The sequence below is a fragment of the Chlamydiota bacterium genome, assembly GCA_012729785.1.
Classification (GTDB): Bacteria; Auribacterota; Tritonobacteria; order UBA1439; family UBA1439; genus UBA1439.
In genome coordinates, this window is record JAAYCL010000030.1 from 1 (window position 1) to 25,248 (window position 25,248).

Here is a 25,248-nt window from a genome sequence, read left to right on the forward strand (position 1 = left end):
CTCCCTGGCCGGCTTGAGCGGAGCCCTTGAAGGCTCAACCTCAAGCCGGCCAGGGAGATATGTCATGCCTGATGCTGGTACTCCTGTCGCAGCCGTGAAAATCTTTCACAAAGAAACGTCATGAGCCCCTTTTTCTTTTCCCCCCGTCCCGCCCTCCTCATGCCTCCGTCCACAGGGACCGTTACGTCAAATCTGCATACAGCAGCGTACGCCACCCGGCGCGGTTGGCGCTTGCCGGGCCGGGTGGGCGGCGGTATAATGAGCGCCCGGACCCAGGGCGCCGCGGGGAGCCTGGGGCGCGGCCGGTGCATCGCGCCGGGGGGGCGGGCGTTCAGATGACGGAGGCCGCCGCGTGCGTCGCGGGCGCGGCCGACGGGGGCGGACAGTGAAGAAAAGCGACTCGCGCGGTTGGCGGGCGCCCGCCTGGATCGCGGGGCTCGTCCTCGTCCTCGGGCTCGGATTCTACTTCTTCGTGATGCCGCTCCTCGCCAAGAGGGCCGTCTTCAGGGCGCGCGTCACGGAGCTCGGCGACGAGATCTCCGCGGCGCAAGGGCTGCACCAGAAGCTCGAGAAGGAGCGTCGGATGCTGGAGGAGAACGATCCGGTGTTCCTCGAGAAGTACGCGCGCGACAACTTCGGCTGGGCCCGCGAGGGCGAGATCGTCTACAAGCTGGAGAAGGCGAAGTAGGCCTCGCCCGGACCCGTCGTTCGCCCGCGCGAGGCATGTGCCGTTTCCCGCCCATGAACGCATCCGCTGGCAGGACACACGGCGACGAGAAACTCCATCGCGGGGCGGTGGAATTCGTCCAGCGCACCGCCTCGCTCCGCCGGGCGTGGGTCCTCTACGGACGCGGCAACGCGATGTTCCTCGAGAACCTCCAAAGCTGGCGCCTCTCCGCCGACCCCCTCTTCGCGGCGCGCGATTTCATCGAGCTCACCACCGCGGGGAACAAGCTCTTCTTCGGGGAGACCCTCATCGGCGGCGACAATCCGTACGCCCGGGATCTTGTCGAGACCCTCCGCCGCCTCATCATCCGCAGGATCACGCTCCTGAAGGGGGTCGGGGACGAGGAGCTCTGCGTGTTGATGGAGATGCTGTCGCAGGAGAGCAAGGCGCTCCTCGCCGGGGGAGGGCCGGTCGCGTTCCTGCGCCGGGCGAACGCCGGGAAGGTCCGCGTCATCGAGAACATCTACCTGAAGCGGGTCGGACAGACCGGCGATATCGACCTCGACGAGGGGAAGCTCACGCTCGACGACCTGCACTTCATCCGGGGGCAGCTCGGGAACATGCTCTCCCTCGCGGGCGAGGGGTTCGACCTGCGGAACGAGGAACGCTCCCTGCTCTCCGAGGTCATCGAGCACCCCACGTTCATGGGCGAGCTCCTGCGTGAGCTTGCGGAGAAGGATGCCGGCGCCGCCCCGGAGCCGATTGCGGCGAAGGGCGCGGCGATCGCCGAGATGCTCAACGCCTTTCTCGTCCAGCTGAGGAAAGGCGGGGGGATCGACGAGACGAGGCTCGGGAAGCGGATCTCGGACGCGGTGCGGGTGCTCGACGAGCCGACGCGGCTCGAGACCCTCGCCGCGGAGTTCGGGACCGCGGGGCAGGTCGCGCCGGTGCTCGACGCCGAGGTGTTCGACAGCCGCCCCGAGCAGGTCGGGCGGCTTGTCGTCGGCATCTTCCAGCGCGACCCGAAGGAGATGCGGCGCGCCTCGATGCTCCTGCGCCGGCTCGCCCCGAGCGAGGAGGCCCGCCGCGAGGTGGCCGCGCGCGTGCGGGAGGAGTGCGGGGCGCGCGGCGCCGACGCCGACGAGGCGGAACGCGTTTTTTTGGAGTCGCTCGGGCCCCCGGAGCCCCCCGCCGACGCGGACGAGGCGGGCGCGGAGCCGGACGCCGTCCGTCTCGCCGCCCTCCTCGCCCCCCATGTGGCGGTGACGACCTCGGGGCTTCTCGCCTCGCTGGAAACGGGCGGCGAGGAGGAGCGGGCGGACCAGGTGCTCTCCGCGCTGCTCGCGGAGGGCGGCGCCACGCCGAAACTCGCCGCGCGCGCGGCGGCGCGAGTACGGGAGCACGCCAAGGGCGGCTTCGGCGGGAAGGCCCGCCCGCTCTTCGACGCGCTTCTCCTTCTCGCCGAGGCCGGCGAAAAGGCGTGCGTGGCGGCGGCCGGGGAGATCCAGGGGCTCTGCGCCGAGGGGGTCGCGGAGGCGCTCCTGCGCTCCGCCGACTCCGTCGAGGATCGGGCGGCTTTGCTGACGGAGATCGCGCGCCGGCTGCCCGCGGAAAGGACCGGCCCGCTCTGGGCCGCCGTGCTTGGCGGGGATCCGGAGCCGATGCAGGCGCTCGCCGAGGCGGCGCGCCGGGAGCCGGCGACGGTCGCCGGGCTGCTGCAGCACCTGTTCCGCGACGCCGATGCATCGCTCATCGCGCGCGCGGGGGAGATCATGCGGGAGCTCCCCGGGGAACTCTCGACGCCGATCCTGGCGGAGCTCTGCCGCCACCCCGACGCCTCGATCCGCCTCAAGGCGGTGTCGGCCCTCGCGAAGGCGGGGGGGGCGCAGGCCTCGCCGTTCGTCCGGGTTCTCGTGAACGACGGCGACGCGGAGGTGCGCCGGACCGCCATCCCCCTGCTCGGACACTGCGGCGGCGAGGGGGCTGAGGAGGCGCTCATCGAGATCGCCGCCGATGCCCGAGGCGTCCAGGGGGAGCAGGAGCGCGCCCTCGCCTGCCGCGCCCTCGCCAAGTGCGGCGGGCCGCGCGCGGTCGACGCGCTCGCGGCCATTCTCCGCCGGACGCACGGCGGGCCCCGCGGGAAGGATGCGCAACTGCTCCGCTCCTCGGCCCGCTTCGCCCTGGAGAGCATCGGCGGCGAGGCGGCGCAGGAGGCGCTCCGCGGGGACGCCCCGCCGCGCCGCTCGTTGTTCGGGCGCCTATTCGGGGGGGGATGAGACGGCCATGGAACCGACGCATCCCGTGGATGAACACAGGACCGACGAGCTGCTGGCGATTCTCGACCGCATCGAGCTCATCGTCAAGCAGCTGGTGACCGCCGGCAGCCAGGCGTTTCTCTACTCGGGCGCGCACCCCGCGGTGCGCGAGTACATCGAGCGCGCCTTCGGGACCATCGGAGAGATCCTCGCCCGCAGGGAGTCGTTCGCCGTCAGCGCGCGGGAGGGGATGCTGGTCTACGAGAACATCCCCCTCTACCGGCTGAGCGTGAGCGCGCGGAAGTTCATCGACTACCTCGAGGCGAGGAAGATCCACGGGATCATCATCGCGCGCGGCTTGACGATCGAGGAGCTCGTCGATTTCGTGGAAATCCTGGTGTCGCCATCGGTGCAGGCGCGGGGGCGCGACGAGTTCAACCGGGAGCTCGAACGCCGCGGCGTCAAGGCGATCACCGCGATGGAGATCAAGAAGGAGGAGGAGAAGCCCGGGCCCGCCCGCACGCCGCAGGCCGTCTACGAGGAGACGGTGCGGCTCATGCGCGCGTTCACGAAGGCCGCGCTCACCGGGAAGGAGCTCGACCTCCCCGGCGCCGACAGTCTCGTCAGCGAGATCTCGGAACTCGCGGCAAAGGACCCCCGGGCGATGCTCGACCTCTCGGCGATCCGCGAGTTCGACGAGCACGCCTTCACCCACGCGGCGCACGTCTGCGTCCTCTCCACCTCGCTCGCGGCGCTCCTGGGAGTCCGCCGCGCGCGCCTCGCCGCCATATGCCGTGCGGCGATGCTCCACGACATCGGAAAGATGGCGTTCCCCGCGGAGACGCTCTTCTCCTCGGGCGAACCCGATCCGGCGACGGCGGAGCTCCTGCGGCGCCACCCTCTCGAGGGGGCGCGCGCGCTGCTGGAGGGGCTGGAGGCGCGGCCGCTGGCGGTGGCGGTGGCCTACGAGCACCATATGCGGTACGACCTCGCGGGCTATCCGGCGCGGCCCGACGGCGTCCGCCCGCACCCGGTGAGTCTCCTCGTCCAGATCGTCGACGCGTACGATAATCTCACCGCGCGCCGTCCGGGACGCCTCCCACTCTCCCGCCCCGCAGCGCTCGAGCGGATCGCCGAGGAGGCGGGCAGCGCCTACGACCCCGCGATCGCAAAAGGGTTCCTCGCCATGATGGGGTGCTACGTCCCGGGGACGATCGTGGAGCTCGACGGCGGCGAGATCGGCGTCGTCGAGGAGGTCCGCGGAAGCGACCCCGCCAGGCCCGCGGCGAGGATGCTCGGCCAGGAAGGCCCGGGGGGCCTGCGGGATCTGGGGGAGAAGGACGCGGGGGGCTTGTTCCGCTGGTCGATCCGCCGCCCCCTCGGCGCCGAACGCGTTCCGCCCCTTGAGGCCGAATAGTCGTAATATACTGCCGCGGTAACAGTTGGGAGCATAATGGCGCCGTGAACGCGGTCGCCTTCGCCCGGCGGGGTATTGCCGGAAGGCGGTGCGGGATGCTATCATGGCGAAACTGCGGAAGGCGGTGCGGCGGCGGGCGGTCGTTTCCGCGGAACGGAGGGCTGCCATGGATGCGGTCACCAGGAAACTCTGCGCGCTCCTCGATCGCGACGATGTCGAGCTCCAGTGCTCCGCGGCCCGCGTGCTCGGAGAACTCGGCTCGGCCGGCCGCGAGGTGCGCCTCTGCCTCGCCAAACACCTCAAGACGCAGAATTTGACCCTCAAGCACTACCTCCTCTCCGCGCTGGAGCGGCTCCCCGGCCGCGAGGCGCTTCCGTACCTGTTCCCGCTCCTCAGGGAGGGGGGAAAGGTGCAGGAGCGGGCACTCGCCCTCATCGGATCGTGCGGACCCGCCGCGGTCCAGGAGGGGCGCAGACTCTTCGCCGGCGCGGACGAGGAGTTCAGGAAGCTCATCGTCAGGATCTTCGGCGCCCTGGGGACCGTCGAGGCGTGCGCGTTCCTCGTCGGCTGCATCCCCGGCGCGACCCCCGACCTCCGGCGGAGCGTCGGCCTCGCCCTCCGCGAGGCGATGGAGAAGCTGCCCGCGGCGGGGAAGAAGCTCCTGCTGAAGAAGATCGACGCCCTCTTCTCCTCGCCGAAGGGGACGGTGTCCGCGGAGGTCGCCGCCGCGGGGGTGATGCTGCTCGGCTGCGCGGCGGACCCCGCCTCGCTCGGGAAACTGATCCGCGCCGCCGCCCCGGACCAGCCGGCGCCGGTCCGGGAGCAGGCGCTCCTCGCCTTGGCGAGGATCGATATCCCCCGGGCCCGCGCGCGCGAGGTGGTCGCGGCGCTCGTCCCCGCCCTGCGGGAGTCCGACTACGCGAACGTGGTCCGCCACGCCCTCGCCGTGCTGCACCGGGTGGAGTTCCCCGGGACCCTGGCGGCGAAGCTCGACGAGGAGCTCCGCGGGGCGCACCCCGCGGTGCGGAGCTTCCTCCTCTCCAAGATGAGCGCGTTCGGTTCGAAGGAGAACATCGCGCGGCTGATCGGGCATTTGAACGCGGGCAGCTTCGACGAGCGGCGCGCGGCGCAGGAGGCGCTGGCGGGGATCCCGGCCGCCGCCGCCGAGATCCTGAAGGAGCTCGACGCGGCCAAGGACTACGAGGCGGCGATGCGGCTGGTGAGCATCCTCAAGGCGCAGGGGGCGAAGCCGGACGCCGCGGAGAAACGCCGCCTGTTCGACCGGATGGAGAAACTGCGCGCGGCGGGGGACGCGCGCGCCGCGGCGTACGCGGCGGCGCTCACGGTGGCGGACCCGGCGTTCCTGATCTCCCGGGTGCTCGGCGTGGTCAGGCGGCTGAAGAGCCGCAAGGCGTTCGCCGAGGCCGACGCCCTCTTTGCCACGCTCGCCCGCCACGCGCCGCTCGACGACGAGCTGAAGTTCGAGCGCGCGGTCGTGAAGCTTCGGCGGGGGCTGCCCGACCTCGCCTCCTCGCAGCGCGACGAGCACGAGGGACTCCGCCTCATCGCCGAGCTCCTCCGCCAGGAGGGGTTCCCGCTGCTGAGGCGGTTGAAGGCGGAGAAGGCCCTCGGCCCCGAGGAGCTGTACCACGTCGGTTTCCATTTCGCCGAGAAGCTGTTCGCGCAGCGCGAATTCGGCGTCGCCCTGCTCCGGCATCTCGCGTCGCGCTCGCCCCGGAGCAAGGCCGGAACCGCGGCGCGGCGCAAGCTCGAGATCGTCGGCGCCCCGGTGCCGAAGCGGTCGTGAGCGGCGCCGGCATCGGCATCTGTTCTTTTCCGCCTGTTGTATGCGGTCCTTTGAGCGGGCGAGGCGGGGCGTGAGCGTCCCCTCCCGCGCGCCTGCGGCGAAAAAAGCGGTGGACAGCGCACGCCGGTGCGCTATACTACCCCGTGCGCGGCGGGTACGCGCAGCCCCGCGGCACGGGGCGGCTACCGGGACGCGAAAGGAGGAGGAGGAGATGAACGGCAGGATGATGCTGTGGTGTGCGGCCCTGCTCGCGGTGGCGCTCTTCTGCGGCTGCGTCGGGTATTTCCACTATCACCCGATCAAGAGCACCGAGCAGGAGACCGCGGGGCCCGTCAGCGGCAGGTTGTTCACGGGCGAGACGTCGATGGGCTCCGGGATGGGCTCCGGGGTGACGCCGGCGATTTCGGCGATACCGATTTCCGAGGAGTCCCTCATCAAGTAGGCATCGCGCGCCGGTCGCGGAGCGGGCGCGCCCCATCGGATGCGGGGCGCGCCCGCTCCCTCGCGTCGGGGCGCGGCACGGAGGAACGAACAATGGCGGATATCAGGGTGGGCGACCTCGTGAGCTGGCAAACCGGGCAGAAGACCAAGGTGGGCGTCGTGCGGGCGTTGAACGAGGACGGGTCGTGCACCGTCGACATGTCGACGCCGGCCGGGAGGTTCGAGGAGCGGATCGGCGCCGCCCGCCTCACCCGCCTCACCTCGACGGTCGAGCCGGCGCAGGAGCCCCCGGCGCCGGGGTGCGCGTGCGCGGGACCCGCGGACGACTGAGCGCCGGCGGCGCGCGTCCCTAGGCGTCGATCGCGACCTTGCCCGCGGCGTAGAGGAGCTTGTTGGCCTCCTGCCGCTCTCCGCCTTCGTACAGATAGTTCACCATCACCCCGTACGATTCCTCGACCCCGCGCCCGGAGGGGTTGGCGAGGTGGTTGATGCTTCCGATCGACGCCCCGTTCGACAGGTGGAAGTTCGCCACCGGGTCGTAGGCGGCGGGCGACCCGTCCGCCGCGCGTTTCTCCCGCGTGAGGTAGAAGCGCGCGAGCTCCGTGATCGGCTGCGTTAGGGCGCGCGCCAGGGCGCGGGTGCTGTACCATTCCGGCGTCGCGAGCGCCTTCCGCAACAACCCCGAGAGCGGCAAAGTCCGCCCTCCCGCCTCCTCCTCGCCGCACGCCGCCGCGAGCCGGCGCATCTCGGCGGGGGAGATGAACCGCCGGTGCTTGTTGGCGTCGATCTTCCGGGCGGTGAGAAGGAACGGCTGTTCCCCGCCGGAGAGGATCCGGTCGAGGTAGTCCCTGAACCGGGGGACCGGGCTCAGCGTGGCGAAGCGCCGGATGCGGGGGTACTGCTCCTCGATGTACGCCCGGGCGCGTATCAGCATCTTCGCCCCGAGGGCGATCCCGCCGAGGCCGTGCATCGTCGTGTTGACCGAGTAGAAGATCGCGGTGTCCGCGCGCCGGAGATCGGGCGGGCGCCGCTTCTCCCCGATGATCCTGGAGATGCTCTTGATGAGACCGCGCGCCAGCGCCACCTCCACGTAGACGAGCGGCGTGTACGGCATCTTGAAATGCTCGAGCGAGATGATGATCCGGTCGGGGCTGTTCAGGCGATCCTCGAAGCTCCACCAGTTCTCCGCCGGGTGGACGCCCTCCTTCTCGGAGATGAACTTCAAGAGCGCCACCGAGGTGTTCTGGGCGTTGCAGCAGCGCGTCGTCAGGTACTGGAAGTTGAAGATCCGCATGAAATGGTCGCTGAAGAACAGGGCGAGCTCGCGCAGCGGCTCGAGGACCGACGCGGGGCGGCCGGCCGCCCCGAGATCGCGGATGAGGGCGTGGAGGTCGGCGCGCAGGGTGATCAGCCACGCGGGGGTGTCCATCGCGGCGTAGATCTGGTTGAGGATGAAATCCACCTTGAGGTGGTCGAGGGAGGCGAGGATCGAGAAGAACGCCTCGCGGTGCGCCGCGCCGCCCTGATAGAACTCGGTCAGGATCCGGAGCGACTCGGGGTGGATGGTCCGGTCGGTGGCGAGGAGGGCGAGCGCCTCCTCGACGGGGCGCGGTTCCGACGCGGTGTACGCGCCGAGGGCGCTCCGGATCGCGACGCCGATCTTCCTGCGCAGCTCGGCGAGGCCTGCGTGGGGCGCGTGGGCCGTCATTCCCCCCTCCCGGTCAGGATTCCTCCGCCTCGAGGAAGCCGCGGAGCTTCCGACTGCGCGTCGGGTGGCGCATCTTGCGGAGCGCCTTCGCCTCGATCTGGCGGACGCGTTCGCGCGTGACGTTGAAGACCCGCCCGACCTCCTCGAGGGTGCGGGGCGAGCCGTCGCCGATGCCGAAGCGGAGGGTGAGGACCCGCTGCTCGCGCGGGGTCAGCGTCTTCAGGACGCTCTCGATCTGCTCCTTCAGCAGCGCGTAGCCGGTCGCCAACGCGGGCGACTCCGCCCCCTTGTCCTCGATGAAGTCGCCGAAGTGGCTGTCGTTGCTGTCGCCGATCGGCGTCTGGAGCGAGATCGGGTGCTGGGCGATCTTCATGATCCCGCGCACCTTCTCCACGGGGAGCTCCATCTCCTCGGCGATCTCGTCGGGGGACGGCTCCTTGCCGTACTCCTGCACCAGCTTCTTCGAGGCCCGGACGAGTTTGTTGATGGTCTCGATCATGTGCACGGGGATGCGGATCGTGCGGGCCTGGTCGGCGATGGAGCGGGTGATCGCCTGGCGTATCCACCAGGTGGCGTAGGTGGAGAACTTGTAGCCGCGGCGATATTCGAACTTGTCCACCGCCTTCATGAGACCCATGTTCCCCTCCTGGATCAGATCGAGGAACGAGAGGCCACGGTTGGTGTACTTCTTGGCGATGGAGATCACGAGGCGCAGGTTCGCCTCGACCATCTCGCTCTTGGCGGCGTGCCCGCGCCGGCCGGCCTCGCGGAGATTCTCCACCCGCCGCTTCACCTCGTCGAGCGGGGCGCGGGCCTCCTCCTCCAGCCCGAGCAGCTCGCGTCTGACCTGCGCGAGGCGGCGGCCGGCGTTCTTCGCGCGGCTCTTCTTCAGGCGCTCCGCCTCGCGCTCCAGCTCGGAGATCTTGCGCGCCTTCGGATCAAGCTTGTCGATGAACTCCTCGACGGCGTTCTGCTTGAAATGGAGCTTCCTCACCAGCCCGACCATCGTCTCGTGGAGCTTGGCGTACTCGCGCTCGAGGCGGAGACGGGTCTTGGTTCCCGGCTTGGCCCTGCGGATCTGGAGATAGCGGCGCGTCATCTCGCGGTCGACCTTCTCCAGCTTCGGCCGGATCTCCTTCTCCTCGGCGATGTAGGTGTCGCGGTTCTTGACCCGCTTGTCCTGGATCACCCGGTCGAACCGCTCCCGCCCCGCGCAGACCCGCTCGGCCAGGTCGAGGGCGAGGCGGGGGGTGTAGCCGAGGGAGAAGATGATCTCCCGGATCTGGGTCTCCGACTTCTCGATCCGCTTCGAGATCTCGACCTCCTGCTCGCGGGTGAGGAGGGGGACCTGCCCCATCTGCTTGAGGTACATCCGCACCGGGTCGTCGATGAACTCGAGCTTCGCGGAGCGCTCGCGCTTCTCGGCCTTCGCCGCCGAGGCGATCTCGGCCTTCCTGCGGACCAGGTCCTTGTCGTCGACGACGTCGACGTCCATCTGCCGGAGGAGGATGATGATCGAGTCGATCTCCTCCGCGGAGATCACGCTGTCGGGCAGGACCTCGTTGATGCGGGAGTAGGTGAGGCACCCGCCCTGCGCATTGGCGATCTTGAGCAACTCCTTGATCTTCTGGTCCTTGTCGGCCTTCACCATGATGTGCGCTCTTTCCCGGGGCGGCGCCCCGTCACGAGATGCGCAGGAGGTCCGTCTTCCTGCGCATCAGAAGCTTCTGCATCTCGGGGATTGCTCCGGCGTCCCCGCCCGCCTTCTCCCGCCGCGCGATCTCGCGCGTGATCCTCCCGATCTCCTCCTTCAGGGCGCGCCGCTTCAGGAACCGGATGCAGTCGTGCGCGACCTGGAGACGGTCCCCCGCCGCCTCCTCCTCCGCGGCGAGGCGTCCGAGCAGGGCGGCGGCGGGATCGTCCGCGAGCGCGGCGAGGATCTGCGCGCGGCCGGCGCCGCGCCCGTCGCGGTGTAGCGCGAAGGCGCACTCCGCGATGCGGCGAAGGGACGGGTCGCGGAACTCCTCGGCGGTCAGCGCCTCCGCGGCCGCCGCGAGAACCCGCGGGTCGTCGAGCATCAGCCGCGCGAGCTCGCGCTCCCCCGCCGGGAGCCGCGCCGCCGCCGCGTCCCGTCCGGCGGGGGCCGCGGCCCGCGGACGGCCCTTCTTGCGCAGCGCCTCGATGACAAACTCCTGCGGCACGTCGAGCCGCTCGGCGAGCTTCCTCCGGTACGCCTCGCGGAGGATCCCGTCGTCGACGCGGGCGAGCGCGTCCAGGAACTCCGCGGCGACCCGCGCCTTCCCGACCTCGCGCCGCGCGTCGTGCCGCCGGCAGAGATCGTCGAGCAGGAAGTCGAAATAGTCCGCCGCCTTCTCGACGAGCGGGCGGAATGCCTCCCCCCCCTTCTCCCGCACGAACGTGTCCGGGTCGTGTTTCCCCGGCAGCACCAGCACGCGCACCCGGAGCCCCTCCACGAGGAGCGCGTCGAGGCTCCGGAGCGCGGCGCCCTGCCCCGCGGCGTCGGCGTCGAAGCTCATCACCACCTCGGGCGCGAAGCGCCTGAGGATGCGGGCGTGCTCCGCGGTGAAGGCGGTGCCCTGCGACGCGACGACGTTCCGTATGCCCGCGGCAAAGAGGGACAGCAGGTCGAAGTATCCCTCAACCACGATCGCGCGCCCCTCCTCCACGATGCTGCGTTTGGCGAGGTGGATCCCGTAGAGACTGCGCGACTTGCTGAAGAGCGCGGACTCGGGGGAGTTCATGTACTTCGGGGTCCCGTCGCCCACCACCCGCCCGCTGAAGGCGATGACCCGCCCGCCCGCGTCCCGGATCGGTATCATCAGGCGGTTGCGGAACCGGTCGTAGACCCTCCCCCCCTCCTCGCGGCGCATCACGAGCCCGAGCCCCAGGAGCGACTCCTCGGCGTGGCCCCGCGCGCGGGCGGCGCGGCGGAACGACTCCCACGCATCGGGTGCGTAGCCGAGCGAGAACTCCGTGATCAGGTCGTCCGATACCCCCCGCTTCCGCAGGTAGGCGAGGACTTTCCCTCCCGCCGCGGTCTTCCAGAGCTGCTGCGCGAACCAGGAGGCGGCGAAGTCGTTCAAACGGTACAGCGCCTCCTTCCCCCGCTCCGGCGCCGCGCCCCGCCGCGTCTCGGGGACCTCGATCCCCGCCTTCCGGGCGAGGATCCTGACCGCCTCGGGGAACGGGACGCGCTCGTACTGCATCACGAAGTTCACCGAGCCGCCGCCGGCGTTGCAGCCGAAGCAGTGCCAGATCTGCTTCTCCGGGTTCACGAAGAACGACGGGGTCTTCTCGCTGTGAAACGGGCAGCAGGCCTTGAAGCTCCTGCCGGCGCGCTTGAGGGGGATGTAGGAGGAGACGACCTCCACCACGTCGTTCGCCGCCTGCACCTCCTCGATGACGCGCTGCGGGATCATCCTCTTCGACCCCCGCGGCGGGCGCGCGCGACCCTCGTGAACCCCGAGCAGGGTATGATCTCGATCTCGTCCTCTCCGACGACGGCGTCCAGGAGCAGGTTCAGGCCGAGGTTGTCGCTGGCCATGTGCCCCGCGATGATCACGATCAGGTTCTCCCGCTTCGCCTCCTCGAGATGCTTGTCGCTCATGTGCATGCAGACGAGCGTCCCCACCCCCGCCTGGGCGAGTTTGGCGAGCACCTTCACGGGGCCCTCGGTCCCGCCGGTCATGTCCACGAAGATCGTTCCCGTCCTCCGGTTCTCCTTGCCCGCGATGATCTTCGGCGGGGCGTTGTTGGCGATGGAGGTCTGGTACTCGGGGATCTCCGCGAGCAGGTCGACGATGTCGCGCGCGCGCTCCGGCTTCCTGCGGTCCATGAGCCGCTGCAGCCAGCCGGCGACGCAGTTGTCGGCGGGGGTGTGCATGCAGGCGAGCGGGATGTCGAGAAGCCGCGCCGCGTCGACCGCCCGGGTGTGGTTCTGGGCCATCACCCGGCGCTCGACCTCCCCCATCCGCTCCTCCAGCAGCCCCTCGGCGGCGGCGATCGGCACGCCGAGGCCGTGCACGATCTCCGCCTGCATCCCCATCACGTTGTAGAAGCCGGCATACGCCCGCCCCGCCGGGTGGTGCGCCAGCACGAGGTCCAGCCGCCTCCCGCGCTCGCGCAGGCGGTCGGCGAGGACGATCTCGCCGACGTCGATGTCCACGCCGACCATCATCCCGCGGACCTCGACGGCCGGGTCGCCGTGCAGGATGCGGGTGTCGGCGTACGGGTTCTCGAGGCGCTCGCGGTCGAAGGAGCGCTTCCGGCGCTCCGGCATCTCCCCGAACGCCTGCGCGAGGCAGTCCAGCTCCCCGCGGACGCTCGCGGCGCCGCGGGGATCGCGCCGCATCCCCTCGGCGACCGCGCGCTGGAACATCGTGCCCAGTTTCATCGGACCTTCCTTTCCCTCGTCCCCCCGAACGCCCCCGTGCGGGCGCCCGGAGGCGGCGGCTCCTCCCCCCCGGAAAGCGGGCCGGTGCTCCTGATGACCTCCGGCGCGACGTTCACCTTCACGGACGGGAGTTGTTCGATCACATCGTCGGCGGGGAGCTCCCGCGCGGGCGGGTAGACGTGGACCGCCAGGCGGTACGCCCCCGGGACCGCCGATATCGCCAGCGGCCCGAAGAACGAGTTCCGGCTCACGGCGTTCGAGATCCGGTCGACCTTGACGAGGGCCAGAAGGATCAGCGCCGCGCAGGCGAACAGGAACGCCTTGGCCCCGCCCAGGGCCGCGCCGCCCAGCTTCTCGACGGTCGAGATGACGGGGATCCGCGCGAGGTGGCGGACGGCCTGGTTGAGCATGTAGAAGAAGGCGAAGACCGCGAGGAAGACGGCGAGGAAGCCGCAGGCAATGCGGATGTTCTCGTCGTCGGGGAGCCAGGGGGCGAACCGGTCCGCCGCGGCGGGGTAGTAGCGAAAGGAGAGGGAGAGGGCGAACAGGATGCCGAGGAAGCGGAGCACCTCCCCGGAGAGGCCCCGCCGGTGCCCGAGGATGACGCCGCGGACGACGACCAGCACGACGAGCAGGTCGATCAGGTGAAACCTCATCGGAACACGATCCTCCGCGAGCCCAAAACGCCCAAAATACTTAAACGATAAGTATAACAGGAAGATGGGTGAATGTCAAATTATTCCGCCCGCATTGTTTTCGTTTGCCCGCGCTGCGACCCCATGAGCAGATGATGGGAAAGGAGGGCCGCCCCGGCGGCGGCGGCGGTCTCGGCGCGTAGGACCTCCGCTGTGAGGCGGCAGGGGAGGGCCCCGGCCGCGATGAGGGCGTCGAGTTCGGCCGGCGTGAAATCGCCCTCCGGGCCGGTGACGATGAGGAGGCGGGACGCCGCCGCGGCCGCGGGCCGGGCGAGGAGTTCGCCGAGCGGGGGGCTGCCCTCGCGGAGGCAGGCGACGAATGCGGCGTCATATCCGCGCAGCAGCGCAGCCGGGTCCGGTCCCGGACGCATCGCGGTCTCGGGCAGGAAATCGCGTCCGCACTGGCGGCACGCCTCGAGGGCGATCTTCTGCCAGCGCTTCGCCCGCGCCTTCGCGTCCGCGTCCCCTCCGACGCGCGGCACGCTCCGCGCCGCGGCGAACGTCGCGATCGAGAGCGCCCCGAGCTCCGTGCAGGCCCGCACGGCGAGATCCATCGCGGGGGCCTTCAAAAGCGCCAGGGCGACGGAGAAGCCGCGGGCGGGCTTGGCGAGGCGGCGCTCCCGGACGATGGCGAGCGTGCACGAGTCGCCGCCTAGCGACCGCACCTCCGCCTGCGCGGTCCAGCCGTTCCCGTCGAAGGCGGCGACCTGCTCCCCCGCGCGGAGGCGCAGCACGCGGCGGAGGTAGTGCGCCTCCTCGGCGGGGAGGAGGAGCTCGTTTCCCCGGCGGCAGCCGAGGGGGGCGTGGACGCGTCGCTCGGGCAGCGGGTGCGTGGCGGCCGGCCTCCGTGTGGGCGCGTGGATCAGGCGCCGGTGAAAAACTTCTTCGCGCGCTCGATGAACGAGCTGCTTATCGGGTGGACTCGCTCGCCGCCAAGTTCGGCGAACTTCGCGAGGAGCGCCTTCTGCTCGTCGGTCATGCCGACGGGGGTCTCCAGCATGACGCGCACGTACTGGTCGCCGCGCCCCGCGCCGTTCACGTTCGGCATCCCCTTCCCCTTGAGGCGGAACGTCTTCCCGGTCTGCGTCCCCTCCGGGACCTCCAGACGGACCCTCCCCTCCAGCGTGGGGACGTCCACCGTGCCGCCGAGCGCCGCGGTCACGAACCCCAGCGGCACCTCGCAGAGGATGTCGTCGCCGTGGCGCTGGAAGATCTCGTGCTCCTTCACGTGGACGACGATGTACAGGTCGCCCGCCCGGGCGCCGTGCGCCCCCGCCTCGCCCTCCCCCGCGATCTTCAGGCGCGAGCCGGTCTCGATGCCCGGGGGCACCTTCACCGACATCTTCTTCCGGCGCCGCACGCGACCCTCGCCGCGGCAGCGGGGGCACGGATCCGACGCCGTGGTCCCCTCGCCGCGGCAGCGGGGGCAGGGGCTCCGGCGGATCTGCATCCCGAAGAAGCCGCTTACCCGTTCCTCGATGACGCCGTGCCCGCCGCAGGCGACGCACGGCCCGCGCGAGGTCCCCGCCCGCGCGCCGCTCCCGCGGCAGTCGCCGCAGAAGTCGAGGCGGGGGAATGAGAAGTCGCGCGTGCAGCCGGAGGCCGCCTCCTCGAGGGTGATCTCGAGGTCGTGGCGGAGGTCGTCGCCGCGCGCGGGCCCGCGGCGGGGCCCGCCGAAACCGAAGAAGTTGTCGAAGATGCTCCCGCCGCCGCCGAAGGCGCCCATGAACGTGCGGAGCGCCTCCTCGAGGTCGATCCCGTTGAATCCGCCGAAGCCGCCCGGCCCCCCGCGGAGCCCCGCGTGGCCGAACCGGTCGTAGCGCTCGCGCTTCTCGGGGTCGCTGAGGACCTCGTAGGCGACGGAGACCTCCTTGAACCGCTCCTCGGCGGTCTTGTCCCCGGGGTTCTTGTCGGGATGGTGTTTGACCGCGAGTTTCCGGTAGGCCTTCTTGATCTCCTCGGCGGCGGCGTTCCTCGCCACGCCGAGCACCTCGTAGTAGTCTCGCTTCGCCATGGTTCTCCGGAGCGTGATTTCGAATCCCGGCCGGTGTCGGCCGGGAGGGGGCGGTCGATGCGGGCGGTTTCGAGCCCGCCGGCCCCGCCGGGTCTCTAGACCGTCTCCTCGCCCGTCCCCTTGGGGGGCGCCGCGACGCCCACCACCGAGGGCCTGAGCAGCCGTCCGTTCAGCGTGTAGCCCCTGAGCGTCTCATCCACAACCGTTCCCTCGGGATGGCCGTCGGTCTCGACCTGCGCAACGGCCTCGTGGAACTCCGGGTTGAACGGTTTGCCGAGCGCCTCGATCGGTTGGAGCCCGAACTTGCCCAGCGCGGAGAGGAACTGCCTGCGGATGAGGGCGACGCCGTCGATGAGCCCCTTCGCGTCGGCGGGCGTTTGGGCGGCGGCGAGGGCCCGCTCCAGGTTGTCGATGACGCCGAGCAGCTCCGCCATCAGTTCCTCCTGCCCGTACTTGAGCAGGTCGAGACGGTCGCGCTCGGCCCGTTTCTTGTAGTTCTCCAGGTCCGCGGCAATCCGAAGCATCCGATCGTGGTATTCGTCGGCCTTGGCGGCCTTCTCCCGAAGCGCCGCGAGCTCGTGTGCCGCCGCGCGCTCCTTCTCCGGGGAGGCGGCCGGTGCGCCCTGCGTCATCGCCTGCGCCTTTTCCATCGCGATGTCCAGGTGCGTCTTGACCTGTTTCTTGTCGTGCGTCTCGTGCTTCTTCTCGGTGCCTTTGGCCTGGTCCTTGGTCATGCGCCACGCTCCTGTCCGGGAACGTCGAACGAAAGGGAAGGGCCCGTGTTCGGGGATGCTCCCTGCGCTGCAGCGGTGATAAGTATACGGATGCCGTCCGTGTGTGTCAACGGTGCCGCCCGGAAACAGGCGGGCCCCCGAACGGCGGATCCCGGCGGTATAGTCCGCGGGGTTTGCCCGGAACGTCTCCCCCGCAGCCGCCGCGCCCGTGCCTCTCGGGCGTCCCCGTCTCATTCCCCCGTGTAGATCCGGTGCTGGACCTGCTTCCCCATGGCGCACATCACGTCGTACGGGATGGTGCCGGTGAGATCGGCGACCTCGTTCACGGTGATCTCGTCGTCCCCCTGCCTCCCGATGACCACGACCTCGTCGCCGACCCGCGCCCCGGGGATGTGGCCGACGTCGATCATCGTCTGGTCCATCGTGACGTTGCCGACGACGGGGGCGCGCCTGCCGCGGACCAGGACCTCGCCCCGGTTCGAGAGGAGCCGGCAGTAGCCGTCGCCGTAGCCGATCGGGATGGTGGCGATCGCCGTGTCCCGGTAGGTGGCGTAGCTCCGGCAGTAACTGATCGACCGGCCGGGCGGCACCTGCTTCAGGTAACAGATCTCGGTCTTCAGGGTGAGGGCGGCGCGCAGGGGGACGGACTTGACCACCTCCCGGGACGGGTAGACGCCGTAGAGCATGATCCCGATGCGGGCCAGGTTGAAGTACGAGGCGGGGAGGCCGAGGAGCGCCCCGCTGTTGGCGATATGCACCAGGGGGACGCGGATCCCCGCGCGCCGGCATTTCAGGAGCACGCGCCGGAACCGGTCGAGTTGGAGCGTGGCGAAGGAGAGGTCGCGGTCGGACGCGCAGGCGAAGTGGGACGAGATCCCCTGGAGCCGCACCCCGCGGGTGCGGCGCGCGCGGCGTATGAAGTCGAACGCCCCCTCGTGCCAGACGCCGATGCGCCCCATCCCGGTGTCGACCACCGCGTGGATGTCCACGGCGCGCCCGGCGCGGAGGGCCGCGCGCGACACCGCGTCGAGCATCGCCGCGGAGCAGATGACCGGGGTAACGCGGTGCCGGACGATCGCCTCTGCGTGCCCGACCATCCCGGCGCTGAGCACGAGGATCCTGGCCTCGGGGTGCGCCTTGCGCAGCTTCAGCGCCTCGTAGATGTTCGACACCCCGAGCCAGCTCGCCCCGGACCGGAGTGCGACGCGGGATATCCGCGTCATCCCGTGCCCGTAGGCGTCGGCCTTGACCACCGCCAGGAGATGGACGCCGCGCCCGAGCTTGGCGCGTATCCGGGCGATGTTGTCCCGGACCGCGCCCAGGTCGATCTCGGCCCACGTCTTGTAGAGTTTTTCCATCCCGGCTCCGCCCTCGCGGCGTAAAAAACAATTTTACCGCAGATGCGGGGTTGGGTGAAGCCCAAACCGCCGCGGGGAAGGCCGTTTCCCTCGCGGCCGTCTCTCTCCTTCCCGCCGCGCCCCCTTCGGCCCCCTCCTCCACCCGTGCCGTCGTTCGCCGTCGGGAAGAATGGCGGGAGAGCCAAAAGAAAAAAAGAAAAGATAGTTTCCCTCTCCCGGTCCCATGCGCTATACTTATACTGTATATCGTTTCGTGTACGGCCGGCGAGAGGAACTCGGCGATGTCCGTTTCGACAGCGAAACGCGCCAGTGGGACACGACTACTGGGCGCCCTTCTGTGCGCGCTGGCCTTCGCCTCCCCCCGCCCGGCGCAATGCCAGTACGGCTGGGTGCACGTCACGACCCTCCCCGAGGCCAGTTCCGCGATCTGGCTCGACTTCGTATTCGACACCGGCATCAAGACGAACGAGGTCATCGGTCCGGTCTCCTCCGGCACGCACCAGATCTACGTGGTTCCCCCCGACGGTACTCCCGTTCCCGGCCCCCGCGAAGTGGCGGTCGCCACCGGGGCCACCTCCACCGTTGAGTTCGACATCGCCACGGGGACGGGCTCCATCATCGTCTCGTCCCTCCCGGAGACGGGCGGAGACATCTACCTTGACTACGGTTCCACGGAACAGGTCACCGACGCCACGCTTGACGACGTCGCGGCGGGGACGCACTACCTGCTGCTGCGAAAGGCCGGGTGCGTGAAGCCGGGATACCAGGCGGTGGTGGTGGAGGCGAGCGCCTCGACAGAGGTCGTGATGTACCTCGAGCAGGCCGCCTCGACGACCTCGGCCGTCCTGGGCGTGGATTCGGTGCCGCCCGGGGCGGAGATCTATCTCGACTACATCAGTCTCTCGGAGTTCACGAACAGCACGGTCTCCTCGGAGATCGGCTACGGGACGCACGACGTGACGGTGACGCTGCCGGGGTATCTCGTGCCGCCGTCGCAGACAGTCGAGCTTTCGGCGGGCACCCCCTCCACGGAGCTCCTGTTCGTGCTCGTCGAGGAGCCCACCATCACCCCGACGCCGACGGAGACGCCGACATCGACGCCGACGCCGACGCCGACGGCGACGATCACGCCCGGGGGTCCCACGCTGACGCCTACGGCGACCGCGACGGAGACGCCGACGGCCACGCCCACGATCACGCCCGGGGGGCCGACGGTCACGCCGACGCCGACGCCGACGCCGGACCTCGGGGTGGGGTCGGTGAACGTGTACACGACGCCGGTGGCAGGGGCGGACATCCTGCTCGACTACGCGGCGACGGGACAGACGACGAACTCGACGCTGGCGCAGGTACAGGCGGGGAGCCACGTGGTGTCGGTCTCCTTGGAGGGGATGTACCCGGCGCAGGCGCCGCAGGATGTGTGGGTGGTGGGGAGCGCGTCGACGGACGTGGTGTTCGTGCTGACGGAGGCGACGGGGGCGCTTGAGGTAAGGGCGTCGCCGGAGGCGAGCGCGGAGATCTACCTGGACTACAAGAACACGGGGCTGCTGACGGACGATACGATCGGGGACGTGGGGGTGGGGACGCACTACGTGACGGTGCGGAAGGACGGGATGGTCCCGCCGGGGGTGGTCGCGGCGGCGGTGACGGCGGGGTCGACGACGACGGTGGAGTTCGAGCTGTGGGCGGCGACCGAGTCGTGCCCGATCACAGTGGAGTCGGTGCCGACGGGGGCGGAGATCTACCTGGACTACATCGGGACGGGGCAGGTGACGAACGACACGCTTGCGGAGGTGGGGTACGGGACGCACGCGGTGACGGTGCTGCTGCCGGGGTACCTGAAGCCGCCGCCGCAGACGGTGGAGCTGTCGGCGTCCACCTGCGCGACGACGCTGGTGTTCACGCTGGTGGAGGCGGAGACCCCGACGGTCACCCCGACGCCCACCATCACCCCGACGCCGACGATCACCCCCACGCCCACCATCACGCCGACGCCCACCATCACGCCGCCGCCGACGATCACGCCGACGCCCACCATCACCCCGACGAGGACGCCGACGCCGGTTCTGCCGACGCCGACGCCCGACCTTTCCTACGGATGGATCGGCGTCTCCACGACCCCCGTCCCCGGCTCGGCGATCTTCCTGGATTTCATCTTCGACACGGGGCTCGACACGAACGCGGTCATCGGCCCGGTGGCGTCGGGAGTTCATAACGTCCTCGTGGAGCCGCTGGATCCGACGCCCATACCGGCGCCGAAGGCGGTGGCGGTGCTCGAAGGAGCCACCTCGGAGGTCTGGTTTGACCTCGGGCTCGGGATGGGCCTGATCGATGTGACCTCCTCCCCGGAGACCGGCGCGAGGATCTACCTCGACTACGCCGACACGGGTCTGGAGACAAACGACACGATCGCAAATGTTCCGGTGGGCACGCATTTCGTGTCGATACGCAAGGACGGTTTCGATCCGCCCGGCGTGCAGACGGCGGAGGTCCTCGCGGGCGAGACGACGTCGGTCGCCTTCGAGCTGCCGCCTGCGGGCCTATGCCCCGTCACGGTGACCTCGGATCCAAACCAGGCGGAGGTATACCTCGACTACATCCCGACGGGCCAGTTGACGGATGTCGTGCTCGCGGGGATCGGCTACGGGAAGCACGACGTGACCGTGCGGCGTAGCGGGTACCTGCTGCCGCCGCCGCAGACGGTGGAGCTCTCCGCCTCGACCTGTGCGACCTCGGTGCACTTCGCGCTGGTCGAGGAGCCGCCGACGGCGACCCCGACGCCGGGACCGACCGCCACGCCGACCGCCCCCCCGCCGCCGCCGCCGACGCCGACGCCGTTCCCCGGCGGACTTAAGGTCTGGCTGAACAACGCCGCACTCCGCCCGGGGGACACGTTCGAGGTGGCGGTGAGCTTCACGGACTCCGTCATCGACTTCGACGGCTACATGGTGATCGTGAGATCCGACGGGCGCGCCTGGTCGATCCTCCAGGGCAACCGGCTGGTCGAGGCGCTCCTCCCCATCGTCGCCGACGCGATGGAGATCCACTACCCGTGGGGGCCGGTGACGGTGCTCAGGATGCAGGTTCCCTACGGCGTGCCGGGCTACTACGCGGTGTACGGCGCGATACTCCCGCCGGGCACCCCGCCCACGCTCCAGAACGCCCGCGGTCCGTTCAGCCAGCTCGACATCGAGCCGTTCTACGTATCGCCCTGACCGCCTTCCCGCCTTGCGTGCTGCGCCGCTTTGAAGCCGTTGAACTCCGCCTGGGGCCGTGCTAAACTTTATTAATAGTCTTGTTTCCGTGCCGGCCGCGCACAAAGGAGAACCGGTGATGAGAAGGGCGCTCCCACTCGTGCTTTTCGCGGTTCTGACGGCCGGGGCGCGCCCCGTCCCGGCGCAGGAGCTCCATCCCCGAATGCGGTTCACGCGGGAGGAGAAGCGCCGTTGGATCGAGGCCTACGAGCGCGCCTCCCGGGTCTATCTCGATCCCGCCCTGAAGTCGATCCACGAATCCAAGGACCTCCTCAAGTACCTCTCGTACGTCCCCGCGGAGCGGGACCAGGGGTCGTGCGGCAACTGCTGGCAGTGGGCGGGGACCGGCTGCATGGAGATCTCCCACACGCTCCAGCGCGGCATCATGGACCGTTTCTCGATCCAGTATCTGAACTCCTGTGCCTCCTCGCTGATAGGGAAGGACTGCTGCGACGGCGGGACGGTGGAGAACGTGGCCGCGTTTTACAACGCGACCCGGAAGGCGATCCCCTGGTCCAACGCGCAGGCGTATTGGCAGGACGGCGACGCCTCCTGCGACACCCCCTGCGACACCGTCGCGGATTCCCCCTCCTACGGCATAGTTTCGATCGCGGCCGAGACGATCCCGACGCACAAGATCGGGCAGGAGGACGCCATAGAGAACATCAAGAACGTCCTCGATCAGAACAGGCCGGTCTTCTTCGCGTTCTTTCTCGCCGACGACGCCGATTGGGATGTCTTCTTCAACTTCTGGAACAGCAGCGACGAGGGGAGCCTGTTCAATTTCGACTACTCCTGCAACCACCCGTGGAACCCCAAGCAGGGAGGCGGGCACGCGGTGCTCTGCGTGGGGTACGACGACGAAGACCCCGACGACCGCTACTGGCTGATGCTCAACAGCTGGGGCACCACGGCGGGCCGTCCGAACGGGCTCTTCCGGGTGGATATGGACATCGACTACGACTGCGCCGACACCACCCCCGAGTACAACCTCTTCTGGCAAACGCTGAACGTCGTCTATCAGACGGAACCGACCCCGACCCCGACGCCGAAACCCTCGACGACGGGCGCACTCAACGTCTCCAGCAGTCCGGTTCAGGGGGCGGCGATCTACCTGGACTACTTCAGCGTGGGGCAGCTCACGAACAGCATCCTGGCCGCCGTGCACCCGGGCATGCATACGGTGTGGGTCTCCCACCCGGCGTATCCGCCGCAGGCCCCGCGCGAGGGGGTGGAGGTCGTCGCGGGCGGGGTGACCCCGGTGACGTTCGAGCTCAAGGATGCCTTGCAGTCGGGCGATATCCTCGTCGAGTCGGACCCGGAAAAGGGCGCGGCGATTTACCTCGACTACCGCAACACCGGCCTGGTGACCGACGCGACGCTCGCCGACATCGGCCCGGGCACGCACTACGTGACGATACGGAAGGACGGCACGGTCCCGCCCGGTCTGCAGGCGGCCTTTGTGGAGACGGGGCTGACCACCCCGCTGCTCTTCGGGCTATGGGCGGCGACGGACTCCTGCCCGATCAGCGTCTCCTCGGTGCCCACGGGTGCGGATATCTACCTCGACTACCTGCCGACAGGACTTGTCACCGACGCCACCATCGAGGAGGTCGGGCATGGAACGCACGACGTCACGGTGCGCAAGAGCGGGTACCTGATACCGCCGCCGCAGACGGTGGAGCTGTCGGCGGCCACCTGCGCCACCTCGCTGGTCTTCGAACTGATGGCCGTGCCGACCCCGACCCCGATCCCGACGCCGACGCCGACGCCGTTCGCGCAGGGCCTGCGCGTCTGGCTGAACAACGCCGCGCTCCGCCCGGGGGACACGTTCGAGGTGGCGGTGAGCTTCACGGACTCCATCCTCGACTTCGACGGCTACATGGTGATCGTGAGATCCGACGGGCGCGCCTGGTCGATCCTCCCGGGCAACCGGCTGGTCGAGGGGCTCCTCCCCATCGTCGCCGACGCGCTGGAGATCCACCACCCGTGGGGGCCGGTGACGGTGTTCAGGATGCAGATTCCGTACGGCGTGCCGGGCTACTACGCGGTGTACGCCGCGATACTCCCGTCGGGCACCCCGCCCACGCTCCAAAACGCCCGCGGACTGTACGCGCAGCTTGACGTGGAACCCGCGCGGGTCCTGTATTAGCTGTAGTGGCGTCTGTCCCGCGGGGACCCCCGGGCCCCGCGCGCCTTCATCGCGGGGTGCCTCCGCCTGACGGGCGCGCGACGCTATGCGGAGTTCCCCGCCCCCCGCGCCGACGCCTCTTCCCGCAGCGTCCGCACGATCTCGGCGAGTTCCGCCGTCTCGCGCCGGAGATGGCCGACGCTCATCCGGAGCGAAGAGACGCAGAGGTCCTCCTCCCCCGGACTATCGAGGCCCGCCGCGGCGACCGGCCCGTCCGCGGCGGGCCCTGTCAGGCACCTGCCCGAGCCGCCGCGCGCGGGCGTACCGAGCGCGCTGCACGAGTCCAGGATCCCCCGGAAACAGGCCGCCGCGGCGTCGATCTCCGCGTCGAGCGCCTGTTTCTGTCCCGCCGTCAGAAGCCCGTCGCGGAATATCCGCGGGCTGAACCAGAGGACGTCCCACGAGTAGTGCGCGACCGAGGCGAGCCTGTCCGCGATGCGCGAGAGCGAGACCACGGCGGCGTAGCTGAGTCCGCCGCTCTCCTTCCGGAGCCGCAGCTCCTTCTTCAGGTCCGCCATCTCGTCGATGGCGCTGCTGATGAGACGGAAGAGGCCGTGGAAGCGCGCCTCGAGCCGTTCCATCCCGTCCGCGTCCCCCGCGATGAAGCTCCGCTGCAGCCGTTCGAAACAGTCCGCCGCGATCCCGAGGAGCTCCCTGCACCTGCCGAGGTAGAGCTCGCGGTAGCGGAACCTGGATGCCGCCCAGTTGACCAGCATCGCGATCCCGATCCCCGCCCCGACCTGGACGGTGCGGTCGAGGCTGCTCGCCCAGATGCTCTCCTCGGGGTAGTAGGAGACGACGAGCAGCGTGAAGGCGGCCAGCGGGAAATGGTCGAGCCAGTTCAAGACGTAGCAGGCGAGGCAGACGATCATGATCCCGGGCGGGATCGCGAGGAAGTCGTTGTCTAGCGTCACGATGAGGATCGTGCCCACGAGGGCGCCGATCACCGTGGCGTAGATGTTCTTGATGCCGGTCTTGAGGCCCCGGTAGAAGGCGGAGGGGATGCAGAGGATCGCGGTGAAGGCGATCGTGATCGGCTCGTCGAAGGCGGGGATCCTGCTCACCGCGAGGGAGAGGAGGGCGACGACCCCCGCCTTCGCGATCAGGTACCTTGCCGCGAGCGTGATCCTCTTCGGTCGCATTCAGCTCCCTGTTCTGCCCCCTCCGCCTCGCGCCGGGAACGGAGCAGGATACGGATAGCCGCCGACAGTGTCCCGCTCCCGGCTTCTCGGGTGAGGTTGCCGGTGCCTTTATTCACAGGAAACGATCGGCGAGCAACTGCTCCGACCCGATGCGCAACCCGGGCAATGATAATACAACCGTTTCCCGAATGGAAGCGGGGGGCGATGTGGATGTGCCCGATGTACGCTCCGATGCTCCGAAAGCGTCGAAAAAAGCGTTTGACAACGGTTCCCGGGATGGTATACTGGAGCACGCTGAACGACTGTGATGCGGGGTGGAGCAGCCAGGAAGCTCGTCAGGCTCATAACCTGAAGGTCGCTGGTTCGAATCCAGCCCCCGCTACCAACGTAGGGCCCCGGAGATACCTCCGGGGCCCTTTTTCTATGTCCTATATCGTGTATATCTCGTGGGCGGATGTCGGCAACCGATTCTAAATCGGCGTCACCGACGATCCCCAACGGAGAGTGTCCGACCACAATTCAGGAAAATCCCGCTGGTCGAAAAGGTTTGCAGGAAGCTGGCGCATAATTTGATTGAGACGCCTGTCAGAACGCCGGCAGGCGTCCCTTTCCTTTTCAGCACCGTCGGGCTGCCGAACAGGCGCAGCTGAATTTGTCCGGAAGCCGGGTCAACCTCGATTTTTTTAACGAATAAGCGGGTAAACTGCCGCTTTTCGTCCGCCGTCCCGCAGGCAAACACCACTTTAAAGTCTCTCCTTTACTCCCGTAGTACAAGATGCAGAAGGATACCTTCCTCCTTTTGCATAAAATACTTGACGCCAAACAATCTTCACGGCGAGTGGAAACGAATAGGCAATTCAGATATAATACAAAGAACTGCATATACTGTAGACTTATTGTTCTTTCCTAGATAAAAACGGATGAGCTTCCAATACATCCCATTTGATTGCTAGGACTATGCCCCCAGACAAATACCCCTATTCAGCCTACTCGTGGAAACTGCATTCCGAGTTGATTGCAGAGAAGGGCTCATGACGGAATTTTGTGAGCCCAGGCCCATGGTTGGAAGCGTCCCATCCATGGGGTACAGGTTTGTATGATCTTGAGTTTCATGTACTCCTCGTCCCGATAGCCATAGGCACGACGGATCA

At 69.1% G+C, this 25,248-nt stretch carries 19 protein-coding genes and 1 tRNA gene; 9 read left to right on the forward strand and 11 right to left on the reverse strand.

Annotation, left to right across the window (positions count from 1 at the left end; translation table 11 throughout):
* Positions 1–385 precede the first annotated feature (385 nt).
* The 6 genes from GXY35_06855 to GXY35_06880 all read left to right on the forward strand — a co-directional run bounded on the left by GXY35_06855 (position 386) and on the right by GXY35_06880 (position 6,917).
* Positions 386–688: a septum formation initiator family protein gene (locus GXY35_06855; protein ID NLW94292.1), complete on the forward strand. Its 303-nt coding sequence runs from the start codon at positions 386–388 to the stop codon at positions 686–688.
* Positions 689–741: 53 nt separating this feature from the next.
* On the forward strand, positions 742–2,943 hold the full coding sequence (locus tag GXY35_06860) for a HEAT repeat domain-containing protein (GenBank protein NLW94293.1): 2,202 nt from the start codon (positions 742–744) through the stop codon (positions 2,941–2,943).
* A 7-nt stretch (positions 2,944–2,950) separates the two neighbouring features.
* Positions 2,951–4,339 (forward strand): HD domain-containing protein, encoded by a 1,389-nt coding sequence (locus GXY35_06865; protein NLW94294.1) that lies wholly within the window; start codon positions 2,951–2,953, stop codon positions 4,337–4,339.
* A 103-nt stretch (positions 4,340–4,442) separates the two neighbouring features.
* Entirely contained in the window at positions 4,443–6,146 is a 1,704-nt protein-coding gene (locus GXY35_06870) for a hypothetical protein (protein ID NLW94295.1), read from the forward strand.
* Between the two features lie 211 nt (positions 6,147–6,357).
* Positions 6,358–6,588: a hypothetical protein gene (locus tag GXY35_06875; protein NLW94296.1), complete on the forward strand. Its 231-nt coding sequence runs from the start codon at positions 6,358–6,360 to the stop codon at positions 6,586–6,588.
* 92 nt (positions 6,589–6,680) lie between these two features.
* Positions 6,681–6,917: a hypothetical protein gene (locus tag GXY35_06880; GenBank protein NLW94297.1), complete on the forward strand. Its 237-nt coding sequence runs from the start codon at positions 6,681–6,683 to the stop codon at positions 6,915–6,917.
* 19 nt (positions 6,918–6,936) lie between these two features.
* Here GXY35_06880 and GXY35_06885 read toward each other — a convergent pair whose 3' ends face one another.
* The 9 genes from GXY35_06885 to alr form a co-directional block, all read right to left on the reverse strand.
* Complete coding sequence (locus GXY35_06885) at positions 6,937–8,295, reverse strand: hypothetical protein (protein NLW94298.1); 1,359 nt, start codon at positions 8,293–8,295, stop codon at positions 6,937–6,939.
* A gap of 13 nt (positions 8,296–8,308) precedes the next feature.
* Positions 8,309–9,946 (reverse strand): RNA polymerase sigma factor RpoD, encoded by a 1,638-nt coding sequence (rpoD, locus tag GXY35_06890; protein ID NLW94299.1) that lies wholly within the window; start codon positions 9,944–9,946, stop codon positions 8,309–8,311.
* A gap of 31 nt (positions 9,947–9,977) precedes the next feature.
* A complete protein-coding gene (locus GXY35_06895; GenBank protein ID NLW94300.1) occupies positions 9,978–11,735 on the reverse strand; it encodes a DNA primase in 1,758 nt (585 codons plus the stop codon).
* Positions 11,732–12,709 carry an NGG1p interacting factor NIF3 gene (locus tag GXY35_06900; GenBank protein NLW94301.1) on the reverse strand — a complete coding sequence of 326 codons (978 nt, stop codon included), beginning with the start codon at positions 12,707–12,709 and terminating at the stop codon, positions 11,732–11,734. Before GXY35_06900 ends, GXY35_06895 begins: the two co-directional genes overlap by 4 nt.
* Entirely contained in the window at positions 12,706–13,365 is a 660-nt protein-coding gene (locus GXY35_06905) for a CvpA family protein (protein NLW94302.1), read from the reverse strand. Before GXY35_06905 ends, GXY35_06900 begins: the two co-directional genes overlap by 4 nt.
* Positions 13,366–13,445: 80 nt before the next feature.
* Positions 13,446–14,138, reverse strand: coding sequence for an RsmE family RNA methyltransferase (locus tag GXY35_06910; GenBank protein ID NLW94303.1), 693 nt, complete (start codon positions 14,136–14,138; stop codon positions 13,446–13,448).
* A 128-nt stretch (positions 14,139–14,266) separates the two neighbouring features.
* Entirely contained in the window at positions 14,267–15,418 is a 1,152-nt protein-coding gene (gene dnaJ, locus GXY35_06915; GenBank protein NLW94304.1) for a molecular chaperone DnaJ, read from the reverse strand.
* 95 nt (positions 15,419–15,513) lie between these two features.
* On the reverse strand, positions 15,514–16,152 hold the full coding sequence (grpE, locus tag GXY35_06920; protein ID NLW94305.1) for a nucleotide exchange factor GrpE: 639 nt from the start codon (positions 16,150–16,152) through the stop codon (positions 15,514–15,516).
* A gap of 230 nt (positions 16,153–16,382) precedes the next feature.
* On the reverse strand, positions 16,383–17,510 hold the full coding sequence (gene alr, locus GXY35_06925) for an alanine racemase (GenBank protein NLW94306.1): 1,128 nt from the start codon (positions 17,508–17,510) through the stop codon (positions 16,383–16,385).
* A gap of 281 nt (positions 17,511–17,791) precedes the next feature.
* On the opposite strand from alr, the gene GXY35_06930 reads away from it, so the two are divergent.
* Positions 17,792–20,725 carry a PEGA domain-containing protein gene (locus tag GXY35_06930; protein ID NLW94307.1) on the forward strand — a complete coding sequence of 978 codons (2,934 nt, stop codon included), beginning with the start codon at positions 17,792–17,794 and terminating at the stop codon, positions 20,723–20,725.
* Between the two features lie 118 nt (positions 20,726–20,843).
* On the forward strand, positions 20,844–22,916 hold the full coding sequence (locus GXY35_06935) for a PEGA domain-containing protein (protein ID NLW94308.1): 2,073 nt from the start codon (positions 20,844–20,846) through the stop codon (positions 22,914–22,916).
* A gap of 83 nt (positions 22,917–22,999) precedes the next feature.
* Here the strand turns inward: GXY35_06935 and GXY35_06940 are convergent, their stop codons facing one another.
* The gene (locus GXY35_06940) at positions 23,000–24,097 is read right to left on the reverse strand and encodes a hypothetical protein (protein NLW94309.1); all 1,098 of its coding nucleotides are present in this window, start codon (positions 24,095–24,097) and stop codon (positions 23,000–23,002) included.
* A 308-nt stretch (positions 24,098–24,405) separates the two neighbouring features.
* On the opposite strand from GXY35_06940, the gene GXY35_06945 reads away from it, so the two are divergent.
* A tRNA-Met gene (locus GXY35_06945) sits at positions 24,406–24,482 on the forward strand.
* Positions 24,483–24,578: 96 nt separating this feature from the next.
* Here the strand turns inward: GXY35_06945 and GXY35_06950 are convergent.
* A complete protein-coding gene (locus GXY35_06950) occupies positions 24,579–24,839 on the reverse strand; it encodes a hypothetical protein (GenBank protein NLW94310.1) in 261 nt (86 codons plus the stop codon).
* Positions 24,840–25,248: the final 409 nt, after the last annotated feature.

Excerpts from the sequence above, each read along its gene's own strand:
- GXY35_06905 (NLW94302.1), bottom strand. The coding sequence starts at position 13,365 with ATGAGGTTTCACCTGATCGACCTGCTCGTCGTGCTGGTCGTCGTCCGC.
- GXY35_06885 (NLW94298.1), bottom strand. The coding sequence starts at position 8,295 with ATGACGGCCCACGCGCCCCACGCAGGCCTCGCCGAGCTGCGCAGGAAG.
- GXY35_06870 (NLW94295.1), top strand. The coding sequence starts at position 4,443 with ATGGCGAAACTGCGGAAGGCGGTGCGGCGGCGGGCGGTCGTTTCCGCG.
- GXY35_06930 (NLW94307.1), top strand. The coding sequence starts at position 17,792 with ATGTCCGTTTCGACAGCGAAACGCGCCAGTGGGACACGACTACTGGGC.
- GXY35_06935 (NLW94308.1), top strand. The coding sequence starts at position 20,844 with ATGAGAAGGGCGCTCCCACTCGTGCTTTTCGCGGTTCTGACGGCCGGG.
- GXY35_06900 (NLW94301.1), bottom strand. The coding sequence starts at position 12,709 with ATGAAACTGGGCACGATGTTCCAGCGCGCGGTCGCCGAGGGGATGCGG.
- GXY35_06895 (NLW94300.1), bottom strand. The coding sequence starts at position 11,735 with ATGATCCCGCAGCGCGTCATCGAGGAGGTGCAGGCGGCGAACGACGTG.
- GXY35_06940 (NLW94309.1), bottom strand. The coding sequence starts at position 24,097 with ATGCGACCGAAGAGGATCACGCTCGCGGCAAGGTACCTGATCGCGAAG.
- alr (NLW94306.1), bottom strand. The coding sequence starts at position 17,510 with ATGGAAAAACTCTACAAGACGTGGGCCGAGATCGACCTGGGCGCGGTC.
- dnaJ (NLW94304.1), bottom strand. The coding sequence starts at position 15,418 with ATGGCGAAGCGAGACTACTACGAGGTGCTCGGCGTGGCGAGGAACGCC.
- GXY35_06860 (NLW94293.1), top strand. The coding sequence starts at position 742 with ATGAACGCATCCGCTGGCAGGACACACGGCGACGAGAAACTCCATCGC.
- grpE (NLW94305.1), bottom strand. The coding sequence starts at position 16,152 with ATGACCAAGGACCAGGCCAAAGGCACCGAGAAGAAGCACGAGACGCAC.
- GXY35_06865 (NLW94294.1), top strand. The coding sequence starts at position 2,951 with ATGGAACCGACGCATCCCGTGGATGAACACAGGACCGACGAGCTGCTG.
- GXY35_06875 (NLW94296.1), top strand. The coding sequence starts at position 6,358 with ATGAACGGCAGGATGATGCTGTGGTGTGCGGCCCTGCTCGCGGTGGCG.
- rpoD (NLW94299.1), bottom strand. The coding sequence starts at position 9,946 with ATGGTGAAGGCCGACAAGGACCAGAAGATCAAGGAGTTGCTCAAGATC.
- GXY35_06880 (NLW94297.1), top strand. The coding sequence starts at position 6,681 with ATGGCGGATATCAGGGTGGGCGACCTCGTGAGCTGGCAAACCGGGCAG.